This window comes from Brevibacillus brevis NBRC 100599 (assembly GCF_000010165.1).
In the GTDB taxonomy this organism is placed as follows: domain Bacteria; phylum Bacillota; class Bacilli; order Brevibacillales; family Brevibacillaceae; genus Brevibacillus; species Brevibacillus brevis_D.
On the sequence record NC_012491.1, the window covers coordinates 1,539,512 to 1,559,760 of the forward strand.

General features: G+C 48.2%; 20 protein-coding genes. 11 read left to right on the forward strand and 9 right to left on the reverse strand.

All coding sequences use genetic code 11. The features are described from left to right. From BBR47_RS07780 to BBR47_RS07790, 3 genes are all read right to left on the reverse strand, one after another. A complete protein-coding gene (locus BBR47_RS07780) occupies positions 1-741 on the reverse strand; it encodes a class I SAM-dependent methyltransferase (protein WP_012685215.1) in 741 nt (246 codons plus the stop codon). Continuing rightward, positions 738-1,496, reverse strand: a complete 759-nt coding sequence (locus tag BBR47_RS07785) for an MBL fold metallo-hydrolase (RefSeq protein WP_012685216.1) — start codon at positions 1,494-1,496, stop codon at positions 738-740. Before BBR47_RS07785 ends, BBR47_RS07780 begins: the two co-directional genes overlap by 4 nt. Before the next feature lie 83 nt (positions 1,497-1,579). Further along, entirely contained in the window at positions 1,580-1,846 is a 267-nt protein-coding gene (locus tag BBR47_RS07790) for a CD3324 family protein (protein ID WP_012685217.1), read from the reverse strand. Between the two features lie 285 nt (positions 1,847-2,131). Between BBR47_RS07790 and BBR47_RS07795 the strand changes: the two genes are divergently transcribed. Together BBR47_RS07795 and BBR47_RS07800 are read left to right on the forward strand one after the other, a co-directional pair. Further along, positions 2,132-2,347, forward strand: a complete 216-nt coding sequence (locus tag BBR47_RS07795; RefSeq protein ID WP_012685218.1) for a hypothetical protein — start codon at positions 2,132-2,134, stop codon at positions 2,345-2,347. A gap of 86 nt (positions 2,348-2,433) precedes the next feature. Continuing rightward, entirely contained in the window at positions 2,434-3,264 is an 831-nt protein-coding gene (locus BBR47_RS07800; protein ID WP_012685219.1) for a prohibitin family protein, read from the forward strand. Between the two features lie 49 nt (positions 3,265-3,313). Here BBR47_RS07800 and ahpF read toward each other — a convergent pair whose 3' ends face one another. Together ahpF and ahpC are read right to left on the reverse strand one after the other, a co-directional pair. Beyond that, complete coding sequence (ahpF, locus tag BBR47_RS07805) at positions 3,314-4,843, reverse strand: alkyl hydroperoxide reductase subunit F (protein ID WP_012685220.1); 1,530 nt, start codon at positions 4,841-4,843, stop codon at positions 3,314-3,316. A gap of 13 nt (positions 4,844-4,856) precedes the next feature. Then, complete coding sequence (gene ahpC / locus BBR47_RS07810; RefSeq protein ID WP_012685221.1) at positions 4,857-5,420, reverse strand: alkyl hydroperoxide reductase subunit C; 564 nt, start codon at positions 5,418-5,420, stop codon at positions 4,857-4,859. 308 nt (positions 5,421-5,728) lie between these two features. On the opposite strand from ahpC, the gene BBR47_RS07815 reads away from it, so the two are divergent. Both BBR47_RS07815 and BBR47_RS07820 read left to right on the forward strand, forming a co-directional pair. Beyond that, positions 5,729-6,220: a PH domain-containing protein gene (locus tag BBR47_RS07815; protein ID WP_012685222.1), complete on the forward strand. Its 492-nt coding sequence runs from the start codon at positions 5,729-5,731 to the stop codon at positions 6,218-6,220. Continuing rightward, entirely contained in the window at positions 6,220-7,731 is a 1,512-nt protein-coding gene (locus BBR47_RS07820) for a PH domain-containing protein (RefSeq protein WP_012685223.1), read from the forward strand. The genes BBR47_RS07815 and BBR47_RS07820 overlap by 1 nt, the downstream gene beginning before the upstream one ends. Before the next feature lie 38 nt (positions 7,732-7,769). Here the strand turns inward: BBR47_RS07820 and BBR47_RS07825 are convergent, their stop codons facing one another. Then, positions 7,770-8,162 carry a VOC family protein gene (locus BBR47_RS07825; protein WP_012685224.1) on the reverse strand — a complete coding sequence of 131 codons (393 nt, stop codon included), beginning with the start codon at positions 8,160-8,162 and terminating at the stop codon, positions 7,770-7,772. A 156-nt stretch (positions 8,163-8,318) separates the two neighbouring features. On the opposite strand from BBR47_RS07825, the gene BBR47_RS07830 reads away from it, so the two are divergent. Further along, a complete protein-coding gene (locus BBR47_RS07830; RefSeq protein WP_012685225.1) occupies positions 8,319-9,029 on the forward strand; it encodes a YetF domain-containing protein in 711 nt (236 codons plus the stop codon). 34 nt (positions 9,030-9,063) lie between these two features. On the opposite strand, the gene BBR47_RS07835 is transcribed toward BBR47_RS07830, so the two are convergent. Further along, the gene (locus BBR47_RS07835; protein ID WP_012685226.1) at positions 9,064-9,924 is read right to left on the reverse strand and encodes an S-layer homology domain-containing protein; all 861 of its coding nucleotides are present in this window, start codon (positions 9,922-9,924) and stop codon (positions 9,064-9,066) included. 36 nt (positions 9,925-9,960) lie between these two features. Beyond that, positions 9,961-10,791 carry an MBL fold metallo-hydrolase gene (locus BBR47_RS07840; RefSeq protein WP_012685227.1) on the reverse strand — a complete coding sequence of 277 codons (831 nt, stop codon included), beginning with the start codon at positions 10,789-10,791 and terminating at the stop codon, positions 9,961-9,963. Between the two features lie 138 nt (positions 10,792-10,929). Here BBR47_RS07840 and hrpB point away from each other — a divergent pair, with 138 nt between their 5' ends. Beyond that, positions 10,930-13,434, forward strand: a complete 2,505-nt coding sequence (gene hrpB / locus BBR47_RS07845) for an ATP-dependent helicase HrpB (protein WP_012685228.1) — start codon at positions 10,930-10,932, stop codon at positions 13,432-13,434. 253 nt (positions 13,435-13,687) lie between these two features. Here hrpB and bluB read toward each other — a convergent pair whose 3' ends face one another. Next, positions 13,688-14,341, reverse strand: a complete 654-nt coding sequence (bluB, locus tag BBR47_RS07850) for a 5,6-dimethylbenzimidazole synthase (RefSeq protein WP_012685229.1) — start codon at positions 14,339-14,341, stop codon at positions 13,688-13,690. 105 nt (positions 14,342-14,446) lie between these two features. Between bluB and BBR47_RS07855 the strand changes: the two genes are divergently transcribed. The 5 genes from BBR47_RS07855 (at position 14,447) to BBR47_RS07875 (ending at position 20,233) form a co-directional block, all read left to right on the forward strand. After that, positions 14,447-15,160, forward strand: coding sequence for a response regulator transcription factor (locus tag BBR47_RS07855; protein ID WP_050763823.1), 714 nt, complete (start codon positions 14,447-14,449; stop codon positions 15,158-15,160). After that, positions 15,126-16,559 (forward strand): HAMP domain-containing sensor histidine kinase, encoded by a 1,434-nt coding sequence (locus tag BBR47_RS07860; RefSeq protein ID WP_012685231.1) that lies wholly within the window; start codon positions 15,126-15,128, stop codon positions 16,557-16,559. The genes BBR47_RS07855 and BBR47_RS07860 overlap by 35 nt, the downstream gene beginning before the upstream one ends. 144 nt (positions 16,560-16,703) lie before the next feature. Further along, complete coding sequence (locus BBR47_RS07865; protein ID WP_012685232.1) at positions 16,704-18,299, forward strand: efflux RND transporter periplasmic adaptor subunit; 1,596 nt, start codon at positions 16,704-16,706, stop codon at positions 18,297-18,299. A 4-nt stretch (positions 18,300-18,303) separates the two neighbouring features. Further along, positions 18,304-19,035, forward strand: coding sequence for an ABC transporter ATP-binding protein (locus BBR47_RS07870; RefSeq protein WP_012685233.1), 732 nt, complete (start codon positions 18,304-18,306; stop codon positions 19,033-19,035). Beyond that, positions 19,022-20,233, forward strand: coding sequence for an ABC transporter permease (locus BBR47_RS07875; protein ID WP_012685234.1), 1,212 nt, complete (start codon positions 19,022-19,024; stop codon positions 20,231-20,233). The genes BBR47_RS07870 and BBR47_RS07875 overlap by 14 nt, the downstream gene beginning before the upstream one ends. Positions 20,234-20,249 lie beyond the last annotated feature (16 nt).

Consider the following 20,249-nt stretch of genomic DNA (forward strand, 5'->3'; position numbering starts at 1 on the left):
TTAGGATGATGCTGGTTTGCTGGCGGCGATCAACAAGAAGATCGGCCGACGGATTTCGTCTCGCATCCCGGGTATATCCAGCATTTCCTCAGGAGGACCAGGCTCAGCGACTTTTGTAAGGTAAAATCCGGCAGCAAGGAGATCGTTCATATAGCTTGAAAACGTTCGGTGATACTTGACGACTTCATGATCCAGAAAGTTGGTTTGTCGGATGCCTTCCTGCTGATAGTTGTCCACTGGCCAATGCAACCGTTCGCCCCCGGGTCCGTAATGCCAGTCCTGTCCAGCCAGAGCAGTGAAGACGGGATGCTCCACGGAGAAAACGAAGGAACCTCCAGGAGCAAGACAGTGATAAATACGTTGGCAAAGCAAGTCAAAGCGCTCCACATAATGGATGGCCAAGGAGCTGATGACGACGTCGAATTCCTCTGGAGTAAAATCAATGTCTTCAATCGGAAGACGCAGATACTCGATGGCGGGATCAGTTGTCGTCTCTTTGGCACGCGCCAGCATTTTTTCGGAAAGGTCCACACCCACAACAGAGCGGGCCTGCTGCTCACGCGCATATCGGCAATGCCAGCCGAAGCCGCAGCCTAGGTCGAGCACTTTTTTCTCGCGAAGGGAAGGCAGTAGCTCTCGAAACGCGTGCCATTCTCCCGCGGCGTTCAGTCCCTCAACCGAACGGGCCATTTGACTGTAGGTGGTGAAGAAACTTGGCTCATCGTATTTGTTCTGTTTCATCCGTTTAAAACCTCCTGGGTCGGGTCGTAGGCTTGGAGTAGTTCCCGCAGCGCTTTCTTGACGTCCCCCTGAAACGATCCACCGTGATAGCAAATCAACTGCTCGATGTCATAATCGAGCAAACGGCGGACAGAGCGAATCGCTTCCTGCATATCCAGCGTATAGGACGGATTGGCGATTTCGAGTCTACCGTTTTCGATGACAACAGCATCACCAGCAATCAGTGTTTTGCTTGCGATCAAATACAATGAAATATGTCCCGGCATATGTCCAGGTGTATGAATGATCTCGATGCCGCCGCACAAAGGCAGGCGTTCGTGATTCGTTACGGTTCGATCAACCGCACAGGGCTCGATGGACCGCAAAAAGCGAATAAATTCCTCAGCGTGCTGCTTTTCACCCGACGCCAGATGGTCCAGTGTTGCTTGCGCCTGTTCCAATCGCAAAGATGTCTTTTGTCCAGCGATGTACGGTGCTTCGGATTCGTAGGCGATGATTTCGAGGTGGGGATAGGTTCTTTTTAACGCTGCCAAAGAACCGATGTGATCCATATCGTGATGCGTCACAATGACCTTCGTAAGGTCGTCGAGCGTAAGCTGTTGCTTGTGTGCGGCCTCCTGAAGCAGTGGCAAAAAGTCCGGATAACCACAGTCCACAAGAATCAGTTCATGCTCATCTTGCAGCAGCACAGGGGTAATGACCTGTGCAGATCCATTGTACATAAACGAAATGGCGAGAAAGTGAATCTGGTTCATACGTTGTCCCTCCTGACTGACTCATCTTAAAAAGGAGTGTAACGCAAGAGTAGAGCAGACACACGGTCGACCTTTTCTCTGTCTCATTTATGTCCACGAATAATGCGCCGAATACTGTGTTCGGTCAAGTAATGTTTCTGGGCGAGCATTTTGACAGAAGCCCCTTCGCGATAGGCTTGCCAAATCGCTTGATTACGCTCGCTTAACCATTGCTTTGTGTCTGTGGATGCGCCCCATTGTCGTTTGTTTTCGTGGTGGATCGGGATGTACAAGTAACTTCCTTGTACGTAATGCTGAATTTGCCGCAGTAGATCGCCTGGCAATAGGTCTTGTGCATTTTTGTATTTCATGTGCTTTGCTCCTGTCTATATAGCGTGATGTGCGTATATAGATGAGCAAAGAGATCCTCAACTCAATATGGGAAAGGCTCTGAACCAAGAGAAAGAAGAACTCTTTGCTCAGAGCCGCATTCGGCTCTTCGTACATAAGGGTCTCGCATTTGAATCATCTCCCTTCTAGTCTCTATAGTAGTGAGAAAGGGAAGCTCCTTCAATAAACAACTTTTCCTCGATTACAAAAGAAAGGGTAAGATGAGAGGGATGCATAATTGTTTTTGGGATGGAGATGAGAAATAAATGAGTCTTGGCGGCTTTCAAAGCGGCTTTTCCGCTCGCAAGGTATCACGTTCGGAAGTGCGGTGGGGACAGTTTTTAATATGCAATCACGGGTGTGAGGAAGTCATCCAATTGATTTCGCATGTATCTGGTGAAGTCGAATTTGAGCTATGCAAAATTGAGGCAGAGCGCATGGCGCACGTTCTGTTAGAAGCTTCGAAAGCAGAGCGCTTATGACATGTACTTTTCATAAATTTCTTGAAACTTATAGCCCCCTCTCTCGTATACATGAATGAGCATGTATAGATAGAGGGAGGACGAGTATGAGCGACAAAAATGTTGTAAAAATGAGTCCCTTTCAAGCAGGAGGAAAGCTGATCGCAACGATTGTGATACTGGTTGCGTTGGTCTTGCTTGGCACGCAATCTTTTACGATTATTTCCGCAGGGCATAGTGGGGTTGTGCTGCAACTGGGAGCGGTACAGCCAAAAGTGTTACAAGAAGGCATGCATTTTAAAATTCCGTTCATTCAAACGGTGGTGCCGATGGAAGTGCGGGTGCAAAAATCAGAAATGAGCCAGACTTCTGCTTCACGTGACCTGCAAACCGTCTCTACGACAATTGCTGTTAACCATCATTTGGATGCAGAAAATGTCAATAAACTGTATCAGCAAGTGGGATTGGAGTACAATAGCCGAATTGTTGATCCTGCCATTGCCGAATCATTTAAAGCCGTGACTGCTCAATACACAGCAGAAGAACTGGTATCCAAGCGTTCTGAGGTCAGCCAAAAGGTAAAAGAAGTCTTGCATAAAAAGCTGTCGAATTATAACATCATCCTCGACGAAATCAATATTCGCGAGTTTACTTTCAGTGATGAATTCAACCGCGCCATTGAATCCAAGCAGGTGGCCGAGCAGCAAGCGCTCAAATCGAAGCTGGATTTGGAGCGGATCAAGATCGAGAAAGAGCAAGAAATCACAAGAGCAGAAGCACAGGCACAAGCACTGCGTCTGCAAAAGCAAGAGGTTACGCCAGAGCTGATTCAGCTCAGACAGATTGAGGCGCAACTCGAAGCGATACGCAAATGGGATGGAAAGCTGCCGAGCGTAACGGGTGGAGCTACTCCGTTTATCAACGTGGGTACTAAGTAACCAACTAAATAAACAAAGCCACTCCCTTGAAGAGGAGTGGCTTTGTTATTTAGTTGCGGATGAGATAATCGAAAGCTCCCAAAGCCGCAGTAGCTCCAGATCCCATCGAAATGATGATCTGTTTATAAGCACTGTTCGTGCAATCACCCGCAGCAAAAACACCAGGGATGTTTGTAGAACCATGGCTGTCTACTACGATTTCACCAAAGCGAGTGCGCTCAATCGTTTCGCCCAACCAATCTGTATTTGGTACCAGACCGATCTGTACAAACACACCTTGCAATTCAATGTGCTTGGTTTCACCTGTCTCACGCTCGATGTAAGAAATGCCGTTTACTTTATCTGTACCCGTAATTTCTTTGGTTTGAACGTTTTTGAGTACAGTGACATTTGGCAGACTGTAAAGACGATCTTGCAATACTGCGTCAGCTTTCAGTTCTGGCGAGAATTCCAGAACGGTTACATGCTTCACAATACCTGCGAGATCAATCGCTGCTTCCACACCTGAATTACCGCCGCCAACAACTGCGACATCTTTGCCTATGAACAAAGGACCATCGCAGTGAGGGCAATAAGCTACACCCTTGTTCTTGAACTCTGCTTCACCTGGTACACCCAGATTCCGCCAACGAGCACCTGTCGACAAGATGACTGTCTTACTCTTCAGAACAGCGCCGTTTTCGAGTTCGACTTCGATCAGATCCTTCTTCTCCAAACGCTTGGCACGTTGCAGCTTCATGACATCAATGCCATACTCTTTTACTTGCTTTTCCAAGTTGGCTGCGAGCTGAGGACCTTCAATGTATTTCACACTGATGAAGTTCTCAATGCCCAATGTGTCATTGACTTGACCGCCAAGGCGTTCAGCAACGAGACCAGTACGAATCCCTTTACGTGCTGCATAAATCGCCGCACTAGCACCTGCTGGGCCACCGCCAACAACAAGTACATCATAGGGGTCTTTATTGTCAAACTCGGATGCGTCCGGAGCAGAACCCAGCTTGGCAAGAATTTCTTCCACGGTCATACGGCCGCTTTCGAAAAATTCACCGTTGAGGAAAACGCTTGGCACAGCCATCACGTTTTTGCTCTCTACCTCGTCCTTGAATACGGCACCGTCAATCATTGTATGAGTAATACCAGGATTGAAGATACTCATCAAGTTCAGAGCTTGGACAACATCTGGACAATTGTGGCAACTCAAGCTGATGTAAGATTCGAACTTATATTCACCACGAAGGTCTTTGATTTGATCAATGACACTTTGCTCGACCTTTGGAGCTCTTCCGCTAACCTGCAAGAGAGCCAATACCAAGGAAGTAAATTCGTGACCCAGCGGAGTACCGGCAAAAACAACGCCAGTATCTTCGCCGACACGGTTTACGCTAAAGCTAGGTGTGCGAGTGAGTTCTGCTTTCTCCACACTGATCTTCAAAGACATGCTGGCTAGCTCATCAATCAGTGCAAGCATCTCTGAGGATGCCTCATCCGTGCCTGCACTGACTTTGAGTACAATATCGCCTTCCAAGAGCTCGAGATATTGTTCTAGTTGCGCTTTGATTTCTTGGTCAAGGGCCATTTTATATCACACCTTAGATTTTGCCTACGAGATCAAGGCTTGGTTTCAGTGTTTTGCCACCTTCTTGCCATTTAGCTGGGCAAACTTCACCTGGATTGTTGCGAACATATTGTGCTGCTTTGATTTTGTTGATCAGAGCACTTGCATCACGGCCAATGCCACCTGCAGTAATCTCAACAGCTTGGATGACACCGTCTGGGTCGATGATGAATGTACCGCGATCTGCCAGACCTTCAGCTTCGATCAATACGTCGAAGTTGCGGGAGATCACATGGGAAGGGTCACCGATCATGATGTATTCTACTTTGCTGATTGCTTCAGAGCTTGCGTGCCATGCTTTATGAGTGAAGTGAGTATCTGTAGAAACGGAGTATACTTCAACACCGAGTTCTTTCAAAGTTGCATATTGGTTTTGCAGATCTTCGAGTTCAGTAGGGCAAACGAAAGTGAAGTCTGCTGGGTAGAAGCAAACTACGCTCCATTGACCTTTGAAGTTTGCTTCAGTTACTTCGAGAAATTTACCTTTTTGGAATGCTTGTGCTTTAAAAGGCAATACTTCAGTTCCGATGAGTGACATAGTGTTAGCTCCTTTATATGTTTTTTGTATAGTACATATTCAGGACATGCGTAACGAGGCATGCTTGAATATAATTTACAATGATTATTATTTAATAAATGATTCAGTAAGTCAAGTTTTTTATAATGATTATAATGTGATAATTTTTACAAGCCGTTTTCTCCATTATTTAGTATGATTCGAACGGCATAAGAGTATTCGTTTGCTGCATGAAAAATTGCCGATTCGTTCGTAGAAACCAGACGGAATGTTTTACGTATGAAATAAAGGGAGCATGGACAGTGGAATAAACATACAGGAGTGATGATATGCCTTCTCGAATTAGCGCACCACAGAAGAGCTTGTCCAAGGATGCGTTCAAGGTAGAGCTTATTACTGCGGGGATTACGGTTGTAATCGGGCTTGTTATTTTGACCGTTCTTTATTATCTAGATAATCGTTTTGCCTGGAAGGAATGGATGGGATGGTGTTTGCACGGATTGCTCGTTATCGGTGTGATCGCGACGATCTGGTCTTTTGTCGAGCCGTATTTTTTATATAAAAGCTGGCGGTATGATATCGATGAGGATTTCCTGCAAATGAAATTCGGGGTGATCACAGAGAAACATTTCCTTGTTCCCATGACGAAAATTCAAGCAGTCTCTACGAAACAAGGACCAATTTTGCGAAAGTACGGGCTGTACACCATCTCGATTAAAACAATGGGCTCCTCACACGAAATTCCAGGGTTGCCGGGGGATGTCGCTTCTCAATTGAGAGAACAGATTGCACACTACGCCAAATTAAAGGAAGTGGAGTAGTGATGGAAGCAAAACGATACCATCCACTAACGATCCTTTTTGATCTCATCATCCAAGTTAAGCATCTGTTTTTTCCTGCGTTGATTCTGTTTGTGTTCAACCATGACGCGACAAACGCATTCATTACATACGGGAGAATTGCTTTTTACATCTATGTAGGAGGGATGCTGGCCTATCTGCTTTTGAAATGGGTTTCGTATAAGTATAGGCTGGATGATACGGCTTTCCATCTTTACGAAGGGATTCTTACGAAGAAAAAGCAAACGATCCCCTTTAGCAAAATCCAAAACGTCAATCGACATACGACGTTGCTGCACCGGATTTTTAAAGTGACTTCTATCCGGTTTGAGACAGGGATGGTTGGCGATGATTCTAGAGTGGAATTCGCGGTGATTTCTGTAAACGAAGCAGATCGACTGGAGGCCTACACGAAACAGGCAGTGCGATTAGAGAAAGAGTCTGAGGCTGAAGGGAAAGCAGGAGATTCCACGGAGGAAATCGGTACACCGTATATCACTCCTGAGCGAGTCATACACTTTACGCCAACGAAAAAAGAGATTATCAAGGCTTCCTTCACTTCTCTCAGCTTCCTCGGGATGATTACGTTACTGATTTGGGCGTACTTCAAACTCACCGAATATATCGACGTGGAGGAGCAGGTAGTAGGTATTTATTCGCTGATAATGAGCTCGTGGACATGGATCACGCTAACAGCCGTTGGACTACTCGTCCTGTCCATCATATTCGGCCTGGTTACGACTTATATTCGTTACGGAAAATACGAGATTTCTTCAGATCACGACCGGATTTACATTGCCAAAGGAGTCATTGAAGAAACGACTTTTTCGATCGCAAAAGAGAGAGTGCAAGCGATTAAAATCAAACAATCCTTGCTAAAGCGCATGTTGGGTCTCGCCGAAGTCAAGCTGACGGTTGTTGGCGGGGATAGTGATTCGGATAAGGATAAACAGGATGTCAGCTCCCTCTATCCATTTCTACCAATAAAACGTGCGTATGAGATGATCGCAGAAATATTGCCTGCGTATGAAGTGACGGAAAAAATGACGAGTCTCCCCATAAAATCGTTATGGGTTCGCTTGGTCAGATCGAGCTGGATTTGGCTTATAGGCACAGGTGCACTTTTTTATTTCAAGCCGAATATGTTGGGGTGGGAGCAAGCCTGGTGGGTTATATCCATTGCGTTGACACTGATCATCCTAGCCTTCGAAGTCATTGAATTCTACAACACGCGATACATCTTGAATGATCATTTTATTCAGTTCCAAACAGGGAGCCTAACTACGACCTTATATATCTCCAAACGAGAAAAGATTATTGAGGTCAACGTCAAAAGAGGCCTCCTGCAAAAGCAGCTAGGGCTTGCTTCGATCAAAACAGTCAATCGTGCCAAACCAGTGAGTCATAGAGGGGTAGCAGATGTGCCGATAGAGTTGGCGGAAGGATTTTATCAGTGGTATATGGGACGTAGAAAAGAAATCAAAGTAAAATAGAAGAGGGGACGTAGAAGGAAAAGGCGAATCTTTTCCCTCTACGTTCTTGTGCTTTCAAACAACTCCAGCCACTCCCCATCCGGACCTTTGAAGAACATATAACGCGAGCCGTTCGGCAAGGTGGTTATTTCCTGATCGATAAAGGTTACATGTCGTTGCTTCAAACGGTCGATTTCAGCTTCGAGGTTGTCCACAGCAAACGCCAGGTGGTGGACTTTGCCCTCTACCGGAAGGGAATCGCTGTATCCATGAATGAGCTCCAGCTCTGTCTCAGTGCTTCCCGGAAATCCAAGAAAAGCAAGCGTAATAACTCCGTTGGAATGAGCGAGCTTTCCTTTTAGCTCCATTCCAATCACTTCGGTGTAAAAGGCAACTGAGGCGTTCAAATCTTTTACCATCAAGCCCACATGCTCCAGCTTTTTGATCGCCATATCATTTTCATTCCTTTCCATGGGTATGATTTTTTTCTATTGTAGAAGAATTTGTAGGAAATGTCTGTATGCGAAACGGTCATGATAGGTTTTCCATTGATAAACATGGCTATAATTGGGGTATGGTGCAAAATTTCGTCATCCCCGGGGTGGAGCATGGAATCTATTGTGGAAGTAATTGCGAGAGCACTGCTGGCTTTTGCCATCATGATGATCATTACTAGAATCTTGGGCAAGCAGACGATTGCGCAAATGACGTATCACGATTTTGTCGCGGCGATCACCTTGGGGGCGCTGACAGCAAATCTTGCCTTTAACAACATGGCCAAAATATCGCACATGCTCGTGACATTACTCACTTTTGGTGGTATCGCCTATTTGTTGATGATTCTCTCCCTGAAAAACCGGAAAATGCGAAAATGGTTTTCGGGCCAGCCGACGGTGGTCATCCAGGAAGGAAGAATTCTCGAAGATAACATGCGCAAGCAAAAGCTGTCTTTGGATACGCTGAATCAAGAGCTGCGGGAAAGAAACATTTTTAATATCGAAGAAGTTCAATATGCTGTGCTGGAGTTGAATGGAGAGATATCCGTCCTGAGAAAACCGCAATTTTTACCTGTTACTCGCGGGGACTTGAAACTGAAAATGGGGAAGAGACAGATATTCCCGATTGAATTGATCATGGATGGTCAAATCATCCAGAGCAATTTACGCCAACATAGCTTAACCATCGAGTGGCTACTTTCACAGGTGGGCAAAAAAGGCTTGAGTGTCGAGGAAGTGAATTACGCCGTGATTAGCTCCAATGGACAAATTTATTTCGACCCGTATGAGGACCGTATGAGTAATCCGATCGACAAAGAATAAAGTGTCGCAAAAAAACCTCCGGGATGGAGGTTTTTTACTTGCTCGAGTATTGGCGGAGTGTCCCTGTCTGCTTCAAATGGTTATAAAATCTGTGCAAAATAGTGACGGCTTCGGCGCGAGTCAGCATTTCTCCACCCTCGAACTTGCCGTTCCATGCAGTCATGATCCCTGTTCTTTGCAAAAGGGCGAGGTTGGTTCCGAGGATTCCGCTGTAGTCATCCGTAAACAAGATTTCATCGCCATCTTGGCCAAAGAGAAGCGGATACAGGATGTTCGTTTGGTCTCTCCCATCTTCGTTGTACCGACCATCCTCCTGGAAAAGGTGTCCAGGCGAGTTTGGGTCAAGCGAATACGGACTCAAGATGATGGGAATATCCCGCATGCCAGAAAGGATTTGTAAGACCTCTGCCGCTGGAATGTCTTGGTTTTCCAACATAAAGACGGGCAGGACGTTTGCCGCACCAATTCGATTTAGTTTCGTGTCTGGGAAAAAAAAGTAGCCATTGGACGAATATCGGACAGCGTTCCACCAGTCTCTTGTGACGATCGAGCTGATCTCTGTGTACGCCCAGTGACTTTTAGGCACGTCAGCAAATTTCTCGATGTGATAGTTGCTGTAATCTGTTTTTTTGTTAGCTTTGTATGGTCTGTATTGATCAAACAGGCGATAGATCATGACGGTCATTTCCGCTTTGTCTACCAATCTTTCGGGTTGGAAGCGACCGTCAGGATAACCGCTAACAACCCCCTTATCTACCATGAAGGAGATCGAATTCATGGCCCAGCCGTATTTCTTCGGATCGACATCATGAAATTTCGGTGCAGCATGTGTAACCGCAGGATAAATACCAGATAAACCTAGAATGAGTGCAAGGAATACTGTGATGACTTTCATATACGCTCCTCTTTTTTAAAAATAGAATTGTAAGGATTATCCTTCTAGTATACTATTCGGCGTTGGAAAAGGAAGGTGTTCTGCAAGAACAGATGTTACGATATAGAGGGAGTCAAACTCGCCAGAAGAAGCCGCGATGATCAGCGGTTTAGAAGGAAACAGTTGCTTGTTTATTTCGCGGGAAGAAAGCCCTTGGCTATACAAACGCAGGATTTCCCCAGACAGATTCTCCAAATGCTCCAGCTTTTGCTGCAAGCGTATTTTCCCGTCTGGATGATATCCGGAATGGGCGCAAAAGATTGTTTGGAAGTCACAAGCCAGCACGGTTCGAAGGGACTTCATCAAGGTGGGGATTGATTCTTCTCGTAAAATAACCTTCGTTTTCACACCCATAAAAAGATCGCCGCAGAACAAGCGACCGTTCATTTCGTCCAGCAAAACTACATGATCATGGGCATGACCGGGGGTATCCATCACTTTCCATTCGAGGGAACGAGAGTGATGGACGTCACCCAAAGGGTGGGCCACAAACGGATCGCGAATCCCCCAAGTCAGCTGTCGGTAGAATGGGTACAGTGCTTTTTGGGAGCAAATGTTCACGCCTTTTTCGTGAATGAAAAGAGGGACCTGCTTGTGCTGGGCAATCCACGAGGCGGTACCGACATGGTCTTCATGACTGTGCGTCAATACGACCGAATCAAACGAGGCTTCCAGAAACCTGTGAATGAGAGCTTGCTCGAGTACTTTCGGGCCCGTATCAACCAGCATGCCATCGGTCATATAAACATAGATTGCCGATTCCCAATCCCCTACGCGAACAATCCCTTCCAGACAAGCCACGTCTTCATGGTGATGAATGTGAATCATACCGCACACCTCCCATAGTAATGGATTCATTATACTGTTGAATGATTATTCAGTCATTTTCGTTTACGATCCACACTCATCCTATATTCCTATATCGTGTATGATGAAAAGGGATGATTGCTCGTATGAGGTGAAAACATGAATGCATTGCCAATAAATGAAGTATTGCCCGAGCTGGTAAACACGCTGCGTGAAGAGACAAACGCAGTGTTGGTTGCTGCTCCGGGTGCGGGGAAGACGACGCGGGTACCACTGGCCTTGCGTGAAGAAGCTTGGTTACATAATCGTCGAATTGTGATGCTGGTCCCACGTCGACTGGCCGCACGTCAAGCCGCTGCCTACATGGCTGCCTTGCTGGGGGAAGAAGTTGGACAAACAGTCGGATATCGGGTCAAGCGTGAATCAAGAGTAGGTCCAGGCACACGAATTGAAGTGATGACAGAAGGAATTTTAACGAGAATGCTACAGGATGATCCGGAGCTATCTGATGTTGGTCTTGTTATTTTCGACGAGTTCCATGAACGAAATTTGCACGCGGATTTAGGGCTGGCCCTTAGTCTTCAGGCACAAAGCTTGTTTCGAGAGGACCTGCGAATACTCGTGATGTCCGCTACACTCGATGCAGAGCCTGTGTCAGCCTTGCTGGGGAATGCTCCCATTGTCAGTAGTAAAGGCAGGATGTTCCCGGTAGAGACGCGCTTTTTGACATCCCCGATGCAGGGGCGTCTGGAAGAAGCGATTGTCCAGATGATCTTTCAGGCGTTGAGACAAGAAGAGGGAGATATGCTTGTCTTTTTACCGGGAGCCAAAGAGATTCACCGGGTGCAAGAGTTGCTTGAGCAAAGCGGTGTGGGCACGAACATACGGATTGCGCCTCTTTACGGAAATTTGTCGCAGGAGGAACAAGATAAGGCGATCCAGCCTGGGAAAACAGGAGAACGCAAAATTGTCCTCGCTACCACGATTGCCGAGACAAGCTTGACTGTCGAGGGTGTGCGCATCGTGATTGATAGTGGATTAAAACGGATCCCGCGCTTTTCTCCGCGAACAGGGATGACGAGACTGGAGACTGCAAAGGTATCGAGAGCATCTGCTGACCAACGCCGTGGAAGGGCTGGACGTCTTGCACCCGGGGTCTGTTTTCGACTGTGGACAGAGCAAGAAGATCGTATGCTCATACCACAGCAGGCACCTGAAATCATGGAAGCGGATCTGGCTGTGTTGGCATTAGAGCTGGCTTTGTGGGGAGTCGGGTCGTCGGACGAGCTGGATTGGCTGAATCCCCCACCGAAGCCAGCGATGGCACAGGCTCAAGAGCTGCTGCTCCAACTGGGCGCATTAGATGAGCGGAAGCAGATCACAGCACATGGACGAGCGCTTGCTGGAATGGCTGTGCATCCGAGATTGGGTCACATGATTCAGAAAGCGAATGAGCTGGGGGAAGGTGAGCTGGCCTGCGAGCTAGCTGTTCTCTTGGAAGAACGAGATATTGTGAGGGGGCGCCAAGCGTCAGTAGATGCGGATATGCGTACGCGTGTTGAACTACTTCGTCGGGTAGGAAATAAACAGAGTGGTGGAACGGAGCTTCCGATTGATGTAGGAGCATGCCAAAGACTTTGGAAGGAGGCAGCTCATTTCAAACGGGTATGGGGAAACAACCAGTCTGCTGGCACTTCCACTCGTACAGAAGCGACGGGAAGACTGCTGGCGTTTGCGTACCCGGACCGGATTGCCCAGCGAAGGGCGGATGGACGTTATTTGCTTCGCAATGGGCGTGGGGCGGCTTTTTCCGTGCAGCAACCACTGGTGGCTTCGCCGTATATTGTGGCAGCAGAACTCGATGATCAAGGTGCAGATAGTCGGATATTACTGGCGGCTAGCGTGGAAGAAAGCGAGCTGTTGAAGGATTGTGCGATGCAGATTACTGAACGAATGAACGTATGGTGGGAGCATTCAGCTGGGGCAGTTCGCAGCCGCAAGCAAAAACGGTTGGGCGCGATCCTGTTGGCGGATATGCCTGCGGAGTCTTCTCCAGATGAGGTGTTAACAGCGTTTTTGGACGGAATAAAAGGAGAAGGCTTGGAGATTTTGCCGTGGAATCGGCAGGCGAGACAGTATCGGGAGCGTTTGTTGTTTATGCATCGTCTGGAGGAAGACTGGCCGAATGTGGAAGATGAGTCACTGCTTGCTTCCTTGGAGGAATGGCTCGCTCCCCATGTGTATGGTTTCAAAAGAAAGGAAGACCTACAGTCGCTGTCGGTGACGACGTTGCTAGAGAGTATGCTCTCATGGGAGCAGCGAAGACAGCTAGACGAGCACGCTCCGACTCATGTGATCGTCCCGAGCGGTTCCAAAATTCCTGTCGATTACAGCAATCCAGCGGCTCCAGTGCTTTCGATCCGGCTACAGGAGTTGTTTGGTTGGCAAGACTCCCCGCGAATAGGCAGAGGCAGAGTCCCACTGACATTGCACCTGCTTTCGCCAGCGCATCGTCCGGTACAGGTGACACGGGACTTGGCGAGCTTTTGGGCACATGCGTATTTTGAGGTGAAAAAAGATTTAAAGGGACGTTATCCCAAGCATTACTGGCCGGATGATCCGCTTGCGGCCATTCCGACAAACCGGACGCGTCCACGCATATAAATCGATTCGCTAGGTATATTCGAGCAGAGAGGAAGAGCTCCGTGTCAGGTGAAATTTCCCATTTTGCTAGTTCGATGTTCGTGAGTCACGTAAATTGTGAAACCTTCCTCGTATCCTAGCACGTCAGGAAGATACCGTGAATCACGTACTACCCCCTCCATTTCTCTGGGCTGCCTGTTTATCAGGCGGTCTTTTTTTTGTGAAAAAAGGGTGCCGCAGTAGCAGCGCCCTTGCTTTCGTACAGGGTCAAGGCTTACGCTTTATTTCCCCACTGCTCTCGATAAATCAACTGTTGCAGGTCCTCACGTTGTCTCCATTGGTGCAGCTCCAAGAGTGGACGTTCGGGATAATGATCTGTGTAGCCGATCGACAGCAATGCGACAGGATCGATATGCGGCGGTATGTTCAGGATACGACGCACGTCGGCCTTCTTGTAAAAACTGACCCAGCCCATCGCCAAATCTTCGGCGTAGGCCGCCAGCCACATGTTTTGGATTGCACAGCTGACCGACATAATATCTGTTTCCGGGATGGAATTGCGTCCGAGTACATGGTCTCCGCCACGTGTAGGATCACAAGTGACACAGATGGTGACAGGCGCTTCCTTGATCCCTTGAATTTTCAACTCCAAAAAGGTCGACTCTCGTCCTGTTCCTTCGTAGTGGATGGCAAGCGCCCGGCGTTCTTTATCCGCACATTCTGCCAGAGCTTGCTTGGTTGCGTCGTCTTCTACCAGGACAAAATTCCAAGGCTGCATGAATCCGACAGAAGGAGCATGGTGGGCAGCGGCCAAGATCATGGCGAGCTTATCCGGGGAGACAGGGTCTTGGCGAAAGGTACGAATATCGCGACGATTGCTGATGGCTTTATACAAACCGTTTTTTTCTTCCGCACTTAAGCGTTTCATGAGAAAAACCTCCCTATTTGCATTCACTTCTCTTTATTTTACTTACAAAGTATGCTTCCTTCCAGACATCTGCTTGACATATTCATGTCCTACGCTAAAGAGAGGATGAGTCCGAGCAGAGGGGAGAGTACGAGCACGCATAATATCTTAATCGTGGAAGACGAACTACCCATCTCTCGGGTATTGAAGGCGTACTTGGAAAAAAACAACTTTCGGGTTGAACAGGCATTTAACGGCGAGGAAGCAGAACGGAAGTTTGATTCACACAGTCCTGCGCTCGTTTTGCTGGATGTGATGCTGCCTGGACGAAGCGGATGGAGTATTCTCGAATATATTCGGGCGAAAAGCTCGTGTCCTGTCATCATGCTGACAGCGTTGGGACAAATCGATAACAAGTTGGCGGGCTTGAACAAAGGCGCCGATGACTATATCACCAAGCCCTTTATTGCCGACGAAGTGGTCGCTCGCGTACATGCAGTATTACGTCGCTCGAAACAATTGATAGAAGGCAATCATGTGAAGCAGTTTGGCAGTCTGAAAGTCGACTTCAAGGCATATTCTGTGATGCTGCACGGCATTGAACTTGCGTTTACGCCAAAGGACTTGTGCCTGTTTCTATTTTTGGCCCAGTACAAAAACCAGACGTTCACCAGAGAACAGCTCATCGAGCAGGTGTGGGGGATGGATTACGAAGGAAGTGATCGCGCAGTAGACCTCGCGATCAAGCGCATCCGGCGATCTTTGGAGAATTGGCCGACATCCGAAGGGGAAATCCGTACTTATCGTGGCTTGGGCTACAAGCTGTGCGTATATGAGTGAGAAAAAACGCACCTCTTTGTTTCGCTATTGGACGACGCGATACTTGATCATTTTGTGTATCGGCCTTTTCGTGATCGGGATTGCATCCAGCTACTGGATTTCTTATAGCGAGACTCAAAAACGCCTTGATTTTATGAGACTGATGGCAGCAGAAGTAGCGGATCGGGTCGTTGATATGGAAGGCAAGGTAAAAATGGCTCCGTTCTTGTTTCGTATTGTGGACAGTCGCCAGGAGTCACTCGGAGTCAATTACAAGCCAATGATGATGATCCTGGATGAACACAAACAACCAGTATTTGGCGTACCTGGTCCTTTTTCTAGTGAACTGAAGCGCCTCGCGCCTGATCTGGTGGAAGCGAATGACAGCCTGTCACAGTTTGAGCTTGCGCGGGGAGACGAAGTGCTTTTCGTGAAGGAAAGCATTAAGGTTGATGAGCGAGTGGTCGGATGGGTCATGCTGTTCACCCCACAAAAACAGCTGATACGCAGCATGACCGAATTCCAATTGCTTGCGATCATGCTTCTAGGTCTCGGTTTGCTTGGTTGGCTCGTCATTTATTTGCTGACGAAAAAGCTGTCTCAGCCGATTAAGGATGTGGCAGACGCTGCCAAGCAAATCGTAATGGGAAACTACGAGATTCAATTGGATAAAAATAAGCGCGAACAAGAAGTGTATGAACTGATCCATTCCTTTGAAGAAATGGCAGAGCGATTGAAGCAGCTGGAAATGATGCGTACAGAATTGTTGGCAGGGGTAACCCACGAACTCAAAACACCTGTTACGTCCATCAGTGGGCTGGTGCAAGCCGTGAGGGAAGAGGTTGTGAGCGGTGAGGAAGCCAAGGAGTTTTTGGATATTTGCACGAAGGAAACGACACGTCTGATAAAGATGGTAGAGGATTTGCTCGATTTTAACTCTTTTGCAGTCGGTGACATTCGCATTCGCAGGCAACCTCAAAACATGCAGGAGCTGATCCGGGAAATTACGCACCAATGGAGAATTTTGCAAGAAGAAGAGAAGCTCAGCCTGCACATCGAAAGTACCCCTGATCCGATCATGATAGATACCGACCCGTTGCGTGTACAGCAAATCATGTACAATCTCCTAAACAATGCAGCACAAGCGATGGAATCGGAAGGGCGGATCGTCGTGTCACTATCTGCATCAGCAGAGGAGATTCGCATTGACGTGAAGGACAATGGACGTGGGATACCAATAGAAGAACAGTCTTTGATTTTCGAGCGATTCTACCGAGGCGAGGACAAGAAGCACATCGTCCGTGGGCTGGGGCTTGGTTTGTCTTTTAGCAGAATGATTGCCCAAGCGTTAGGAGGTATATTGATTCTGACTGAGAGTACGGCGTCAGGCAGCACCTTCACGTTGATTTTGCGCAAATAATCCATGCATGATCATAAAACGACCTGGTTATCTGGTCGTTTTTTTTGTGTTTTCATCTGACTTTTCCCTGACGTATTCGTTCCGTATAGTGATCGCAACCAAAAAGACAAGTCTTCAATCAAGCAGACAGTAGGAGGACTGAGCGTGACTCACAAGGAGAAAAAGAGAGAGTTGTTTTCGAGGGCAGGAAGCAACAAGAGAAGATGGATTGTTGGGGCTTTGGCTGTCGGGGTCGTGATTGTTTCAGGCGGTATCTTCAGCTATCAGTCGTTTTTTACCCCGCAAACGGCGCAGGCCGCTTTTCAAGTGGAGACGGTAAAAAGGGGAGACATCTCAGAAGTCGTGCAGGCATCAGGCACGGTCCAGGCTTCCAAGCGCTCGTCTCTCTCGTTTTCAGATGCAGAAGAAGCGAAGGATGCGATCTCTACCATTCAGGTCGGCGTTGGTGATGCGGTAAAGGCAGGGCAAGTTCTGGCGACGATGGACGATTCCGTAGCGAGAATCCAGGTGACGAATGCGGAAGCAAATCTTTTATCGGCGCAAGCCAGGCTAGAGGAGGCACAAAAGCGCAAGAGTCCCGCAGAAATCACTTCTTTGCAAGCCGCCGTCAATCAGACAAAGAACGAATGGGAGCTCGCAAAGCAAAACATTGACGGGAAAAAAGCGGCGAATGACGTGGAGAAGGCAAAGGCAAGCCTGGCGAGTGCCCAGAAGACGTACACTTCCCAGCAGGTCTTGTTCGCGGCAGGTGCGATTGCCAAGAGTGAATTCGACAGTGCCCAGGCCTCGTTGGACCAAGCCCAGCGCGATTACAACACGGCCATGCTGACAGCCAGACAGACGACAGGACAGGCCGGTGTGAAGGTAGAGCAAGCACTGGCTGCGTATCAAACAGCGCAAGAAGCGTTACAGGAAGCCAATGAAGGCCCAGATGCTGCCACAGTGTTATCGGCCAAAGCAGCGGTAGAACAGGCAAAAGCGGGGCTGCAACAGGCACAAAAGGCATGGAGGGCAGTCACCTTGAAAGCGCCGATGGATGGAGTGGTCGTCCAGGTAAACGGCAATGTAGGAGAAATACCCGGCAATGATTTCATTATCATGGATAATTCGAATAGCGGAGATTTAGAGGTAGTGGCACAAATTAGCCAGAGCGATATCGGAAAAGTGCAGGAAGGCTTGCCTGTGACGTTTACGACGAGTTCTTATGCGGACGAGACGTTCCGTGGAAAAGTAAAGCTGATCTATCCAGAAGCGAAAACGGACGCTGGAGTCACCACTTACGATGTGCTTTTGTCTGTGGCAAATCAGGATAACAAATTGAAGATCGGGATGACGATGAATGTCGCGATCGAACGAGGAACCCATAAAAATGTGCTCGTGGTACCTGCGCAAGCGCTGCAAACGCAAAATAATAAGGATGGCGTGTATGTGCTACGGGATGCTACTGCACAACAAGCTGAAGAAGGAGCGGAAGAGAATCAGGTTGAGGCGAAGCAAGCGAATAACCGCAGTGGAGGCAAAGCGGGCAGAGCCAATATGCCGTATCGATTTGTTCCAATTAAAATGGGGTACTTCACTGCCGATCAGGTAGAGGTGACGGAGGGGCTTACCGAAGGAGAGCGTGTCGTCATCCTCGTGAATACACAGACCTCGTCCGGAACGAATCAAAATGGAAATCGAATGGGCGGCGGTATGCCAGGATTCGGCGGAATGGGCGGCGTCCAGATAAGGGGACGGTAGGCAGATGAAACCGGTCATTCAAATAGAAGAGCTGAGAAAACAGTACGTCATCGGAGATCAGGAGATTTATGCGCTCAGGGGTGTCAGCTTGTCGATTGAGGAAGGGGATTTCGTGGCAATCATGGGGCCGTCTGGTTCAGGCAAGTCTTCGATGATGAATGTGATTGGCTGCCTGGATAAGCCTACCTCGGGAGAATTTTTTTTAGATGGCTATCCTGTATCACTAGCACATGATGATGAATTAGCAGTCATCCGCAATCAAAAAATCGGATTTGTTTTTCAAAATTTCAATCTGTTACCACGTACGACCGCAGTTGAAAATGTAGAGCTGCCCCTTTTATATGGAGGCGCGCCTGCACGGGAACGAAGAGAAAAAGCCATCTGGGCATTAACGAGTGTCGGACTGGCAGAGCGATTGAACAACAAGCCCAATGAGCTGTCAGGTGGACAACAGCAACGCGTGTCGATCGCGCGAGCTCTCGTCAATGATCCTGTCATTCTGCTGGCAGATGAGCCGACAGGAGCGCTGGACACAAAGACGAGTGAAGAGATCATGGGTATTTTTCAAAAGCTGAACGATGCGGGCAAAACGGTTATTTTGGTGACACATGAACCTGATATTGCGGAGTATGCCAAGAGGATCGTCCGGTTTCGTGATGGGCAAATCATCGCGGATGAAGCGGTGGAGGATCGCAGGAGGGCGTCGATGGAGGGTAGAGCAGATGAGCTTTCTTGAATGTGTACGCATTTCCTTTCGCAGCATCAGGGCAAATGGCTTGCGCTCCGTTCTCACGATGCTGGGAATTATCATCGGTGTGGCTGCTGTTATTGCGATGGTGGCGATCGGCGAAGGAACTTCCACGTCTGTTGCGTCGCAGATCAATGGTTTAGGGAGCAACCTGCTGATTGTCACACCTGGTCAGGCGACACAAGGCAGGGTAAGCCTTGGGGCTGGCTCTCTGAATACGTTGACGATGGCAGATGCAGAAATCCTGACGCAAAAAGAGTCCATTTCGGGTGTGGCTCCCAGCGTCAATGCCCGGGGGCAGATTGTCTGGGGAAGCAATAACTATTCCAGTATGCTCGAGGGGACGTCAGCCGATTTCCCCCAGGTGAGGAATGTAGAGGTGGGACAAGGGCGCTTCTTTAGCAACTTTGAAGTGAAGATGCAATACAACGTGGCTGTCGTGGGGACAGAGGTGGTCAGTAACCTGTTTAAAGGAGCAAATCCAGTAGGGCAAACCGTTCAGATCAACCGGATTCCGTTTACGATCATCGGCGTATTGCAGAGCCAGGGAAGCTCAGGCATGACAAACAACGATGATCGGATCATCATTCCGATTACCACTGCGATGAACAGGTTGACCGGAGGCAAAAACGTGGGCTCGATCTACGTCTCGGCAGCGTCGTCGGACTTGATGGAGAAGGCGCAACAAGATATTCAGCAAGCCCTTCGTGCCAATCACAAACTACGGCCACAAGCTGCCGATGATTTCCGCATCACGTCCCAGTCAGACATTTTAAGTACAGCACAGTCCGTATCCAGCTCGATGACTGCACTTTTATCTGGTATTGCCGCGATCTCGCTGATTGTTGGCGGGATCGGCGTGATGAACATTATGCTTGTATCTGTCACGGAGCGGACAAGGGAGATCGGAATTCGCAAGGCGATTGGAGCCAAGCGGGGAGATATTCTCCGCCAGTTTTTGATCGAAGCCGTTACGCTTAGTCTGATTGGCGGGGTAATTGGCATTGCTTTAGGGGTTGGGGCTGCGTTTTTGGTTAGCAAGCTCGGTCAGATGGCTACCTCGATTAGTCTGTCGCCGATCATGTATGCGTTTTTGACCTCTACATTGGTTGGTGTCATTTTCGGTGTGTATCCGGCGCGAAAAGCAGCACAGCTCAAACCCATTGACGCACTACGGTATGAGTGAGTGTGTAATTTTACCA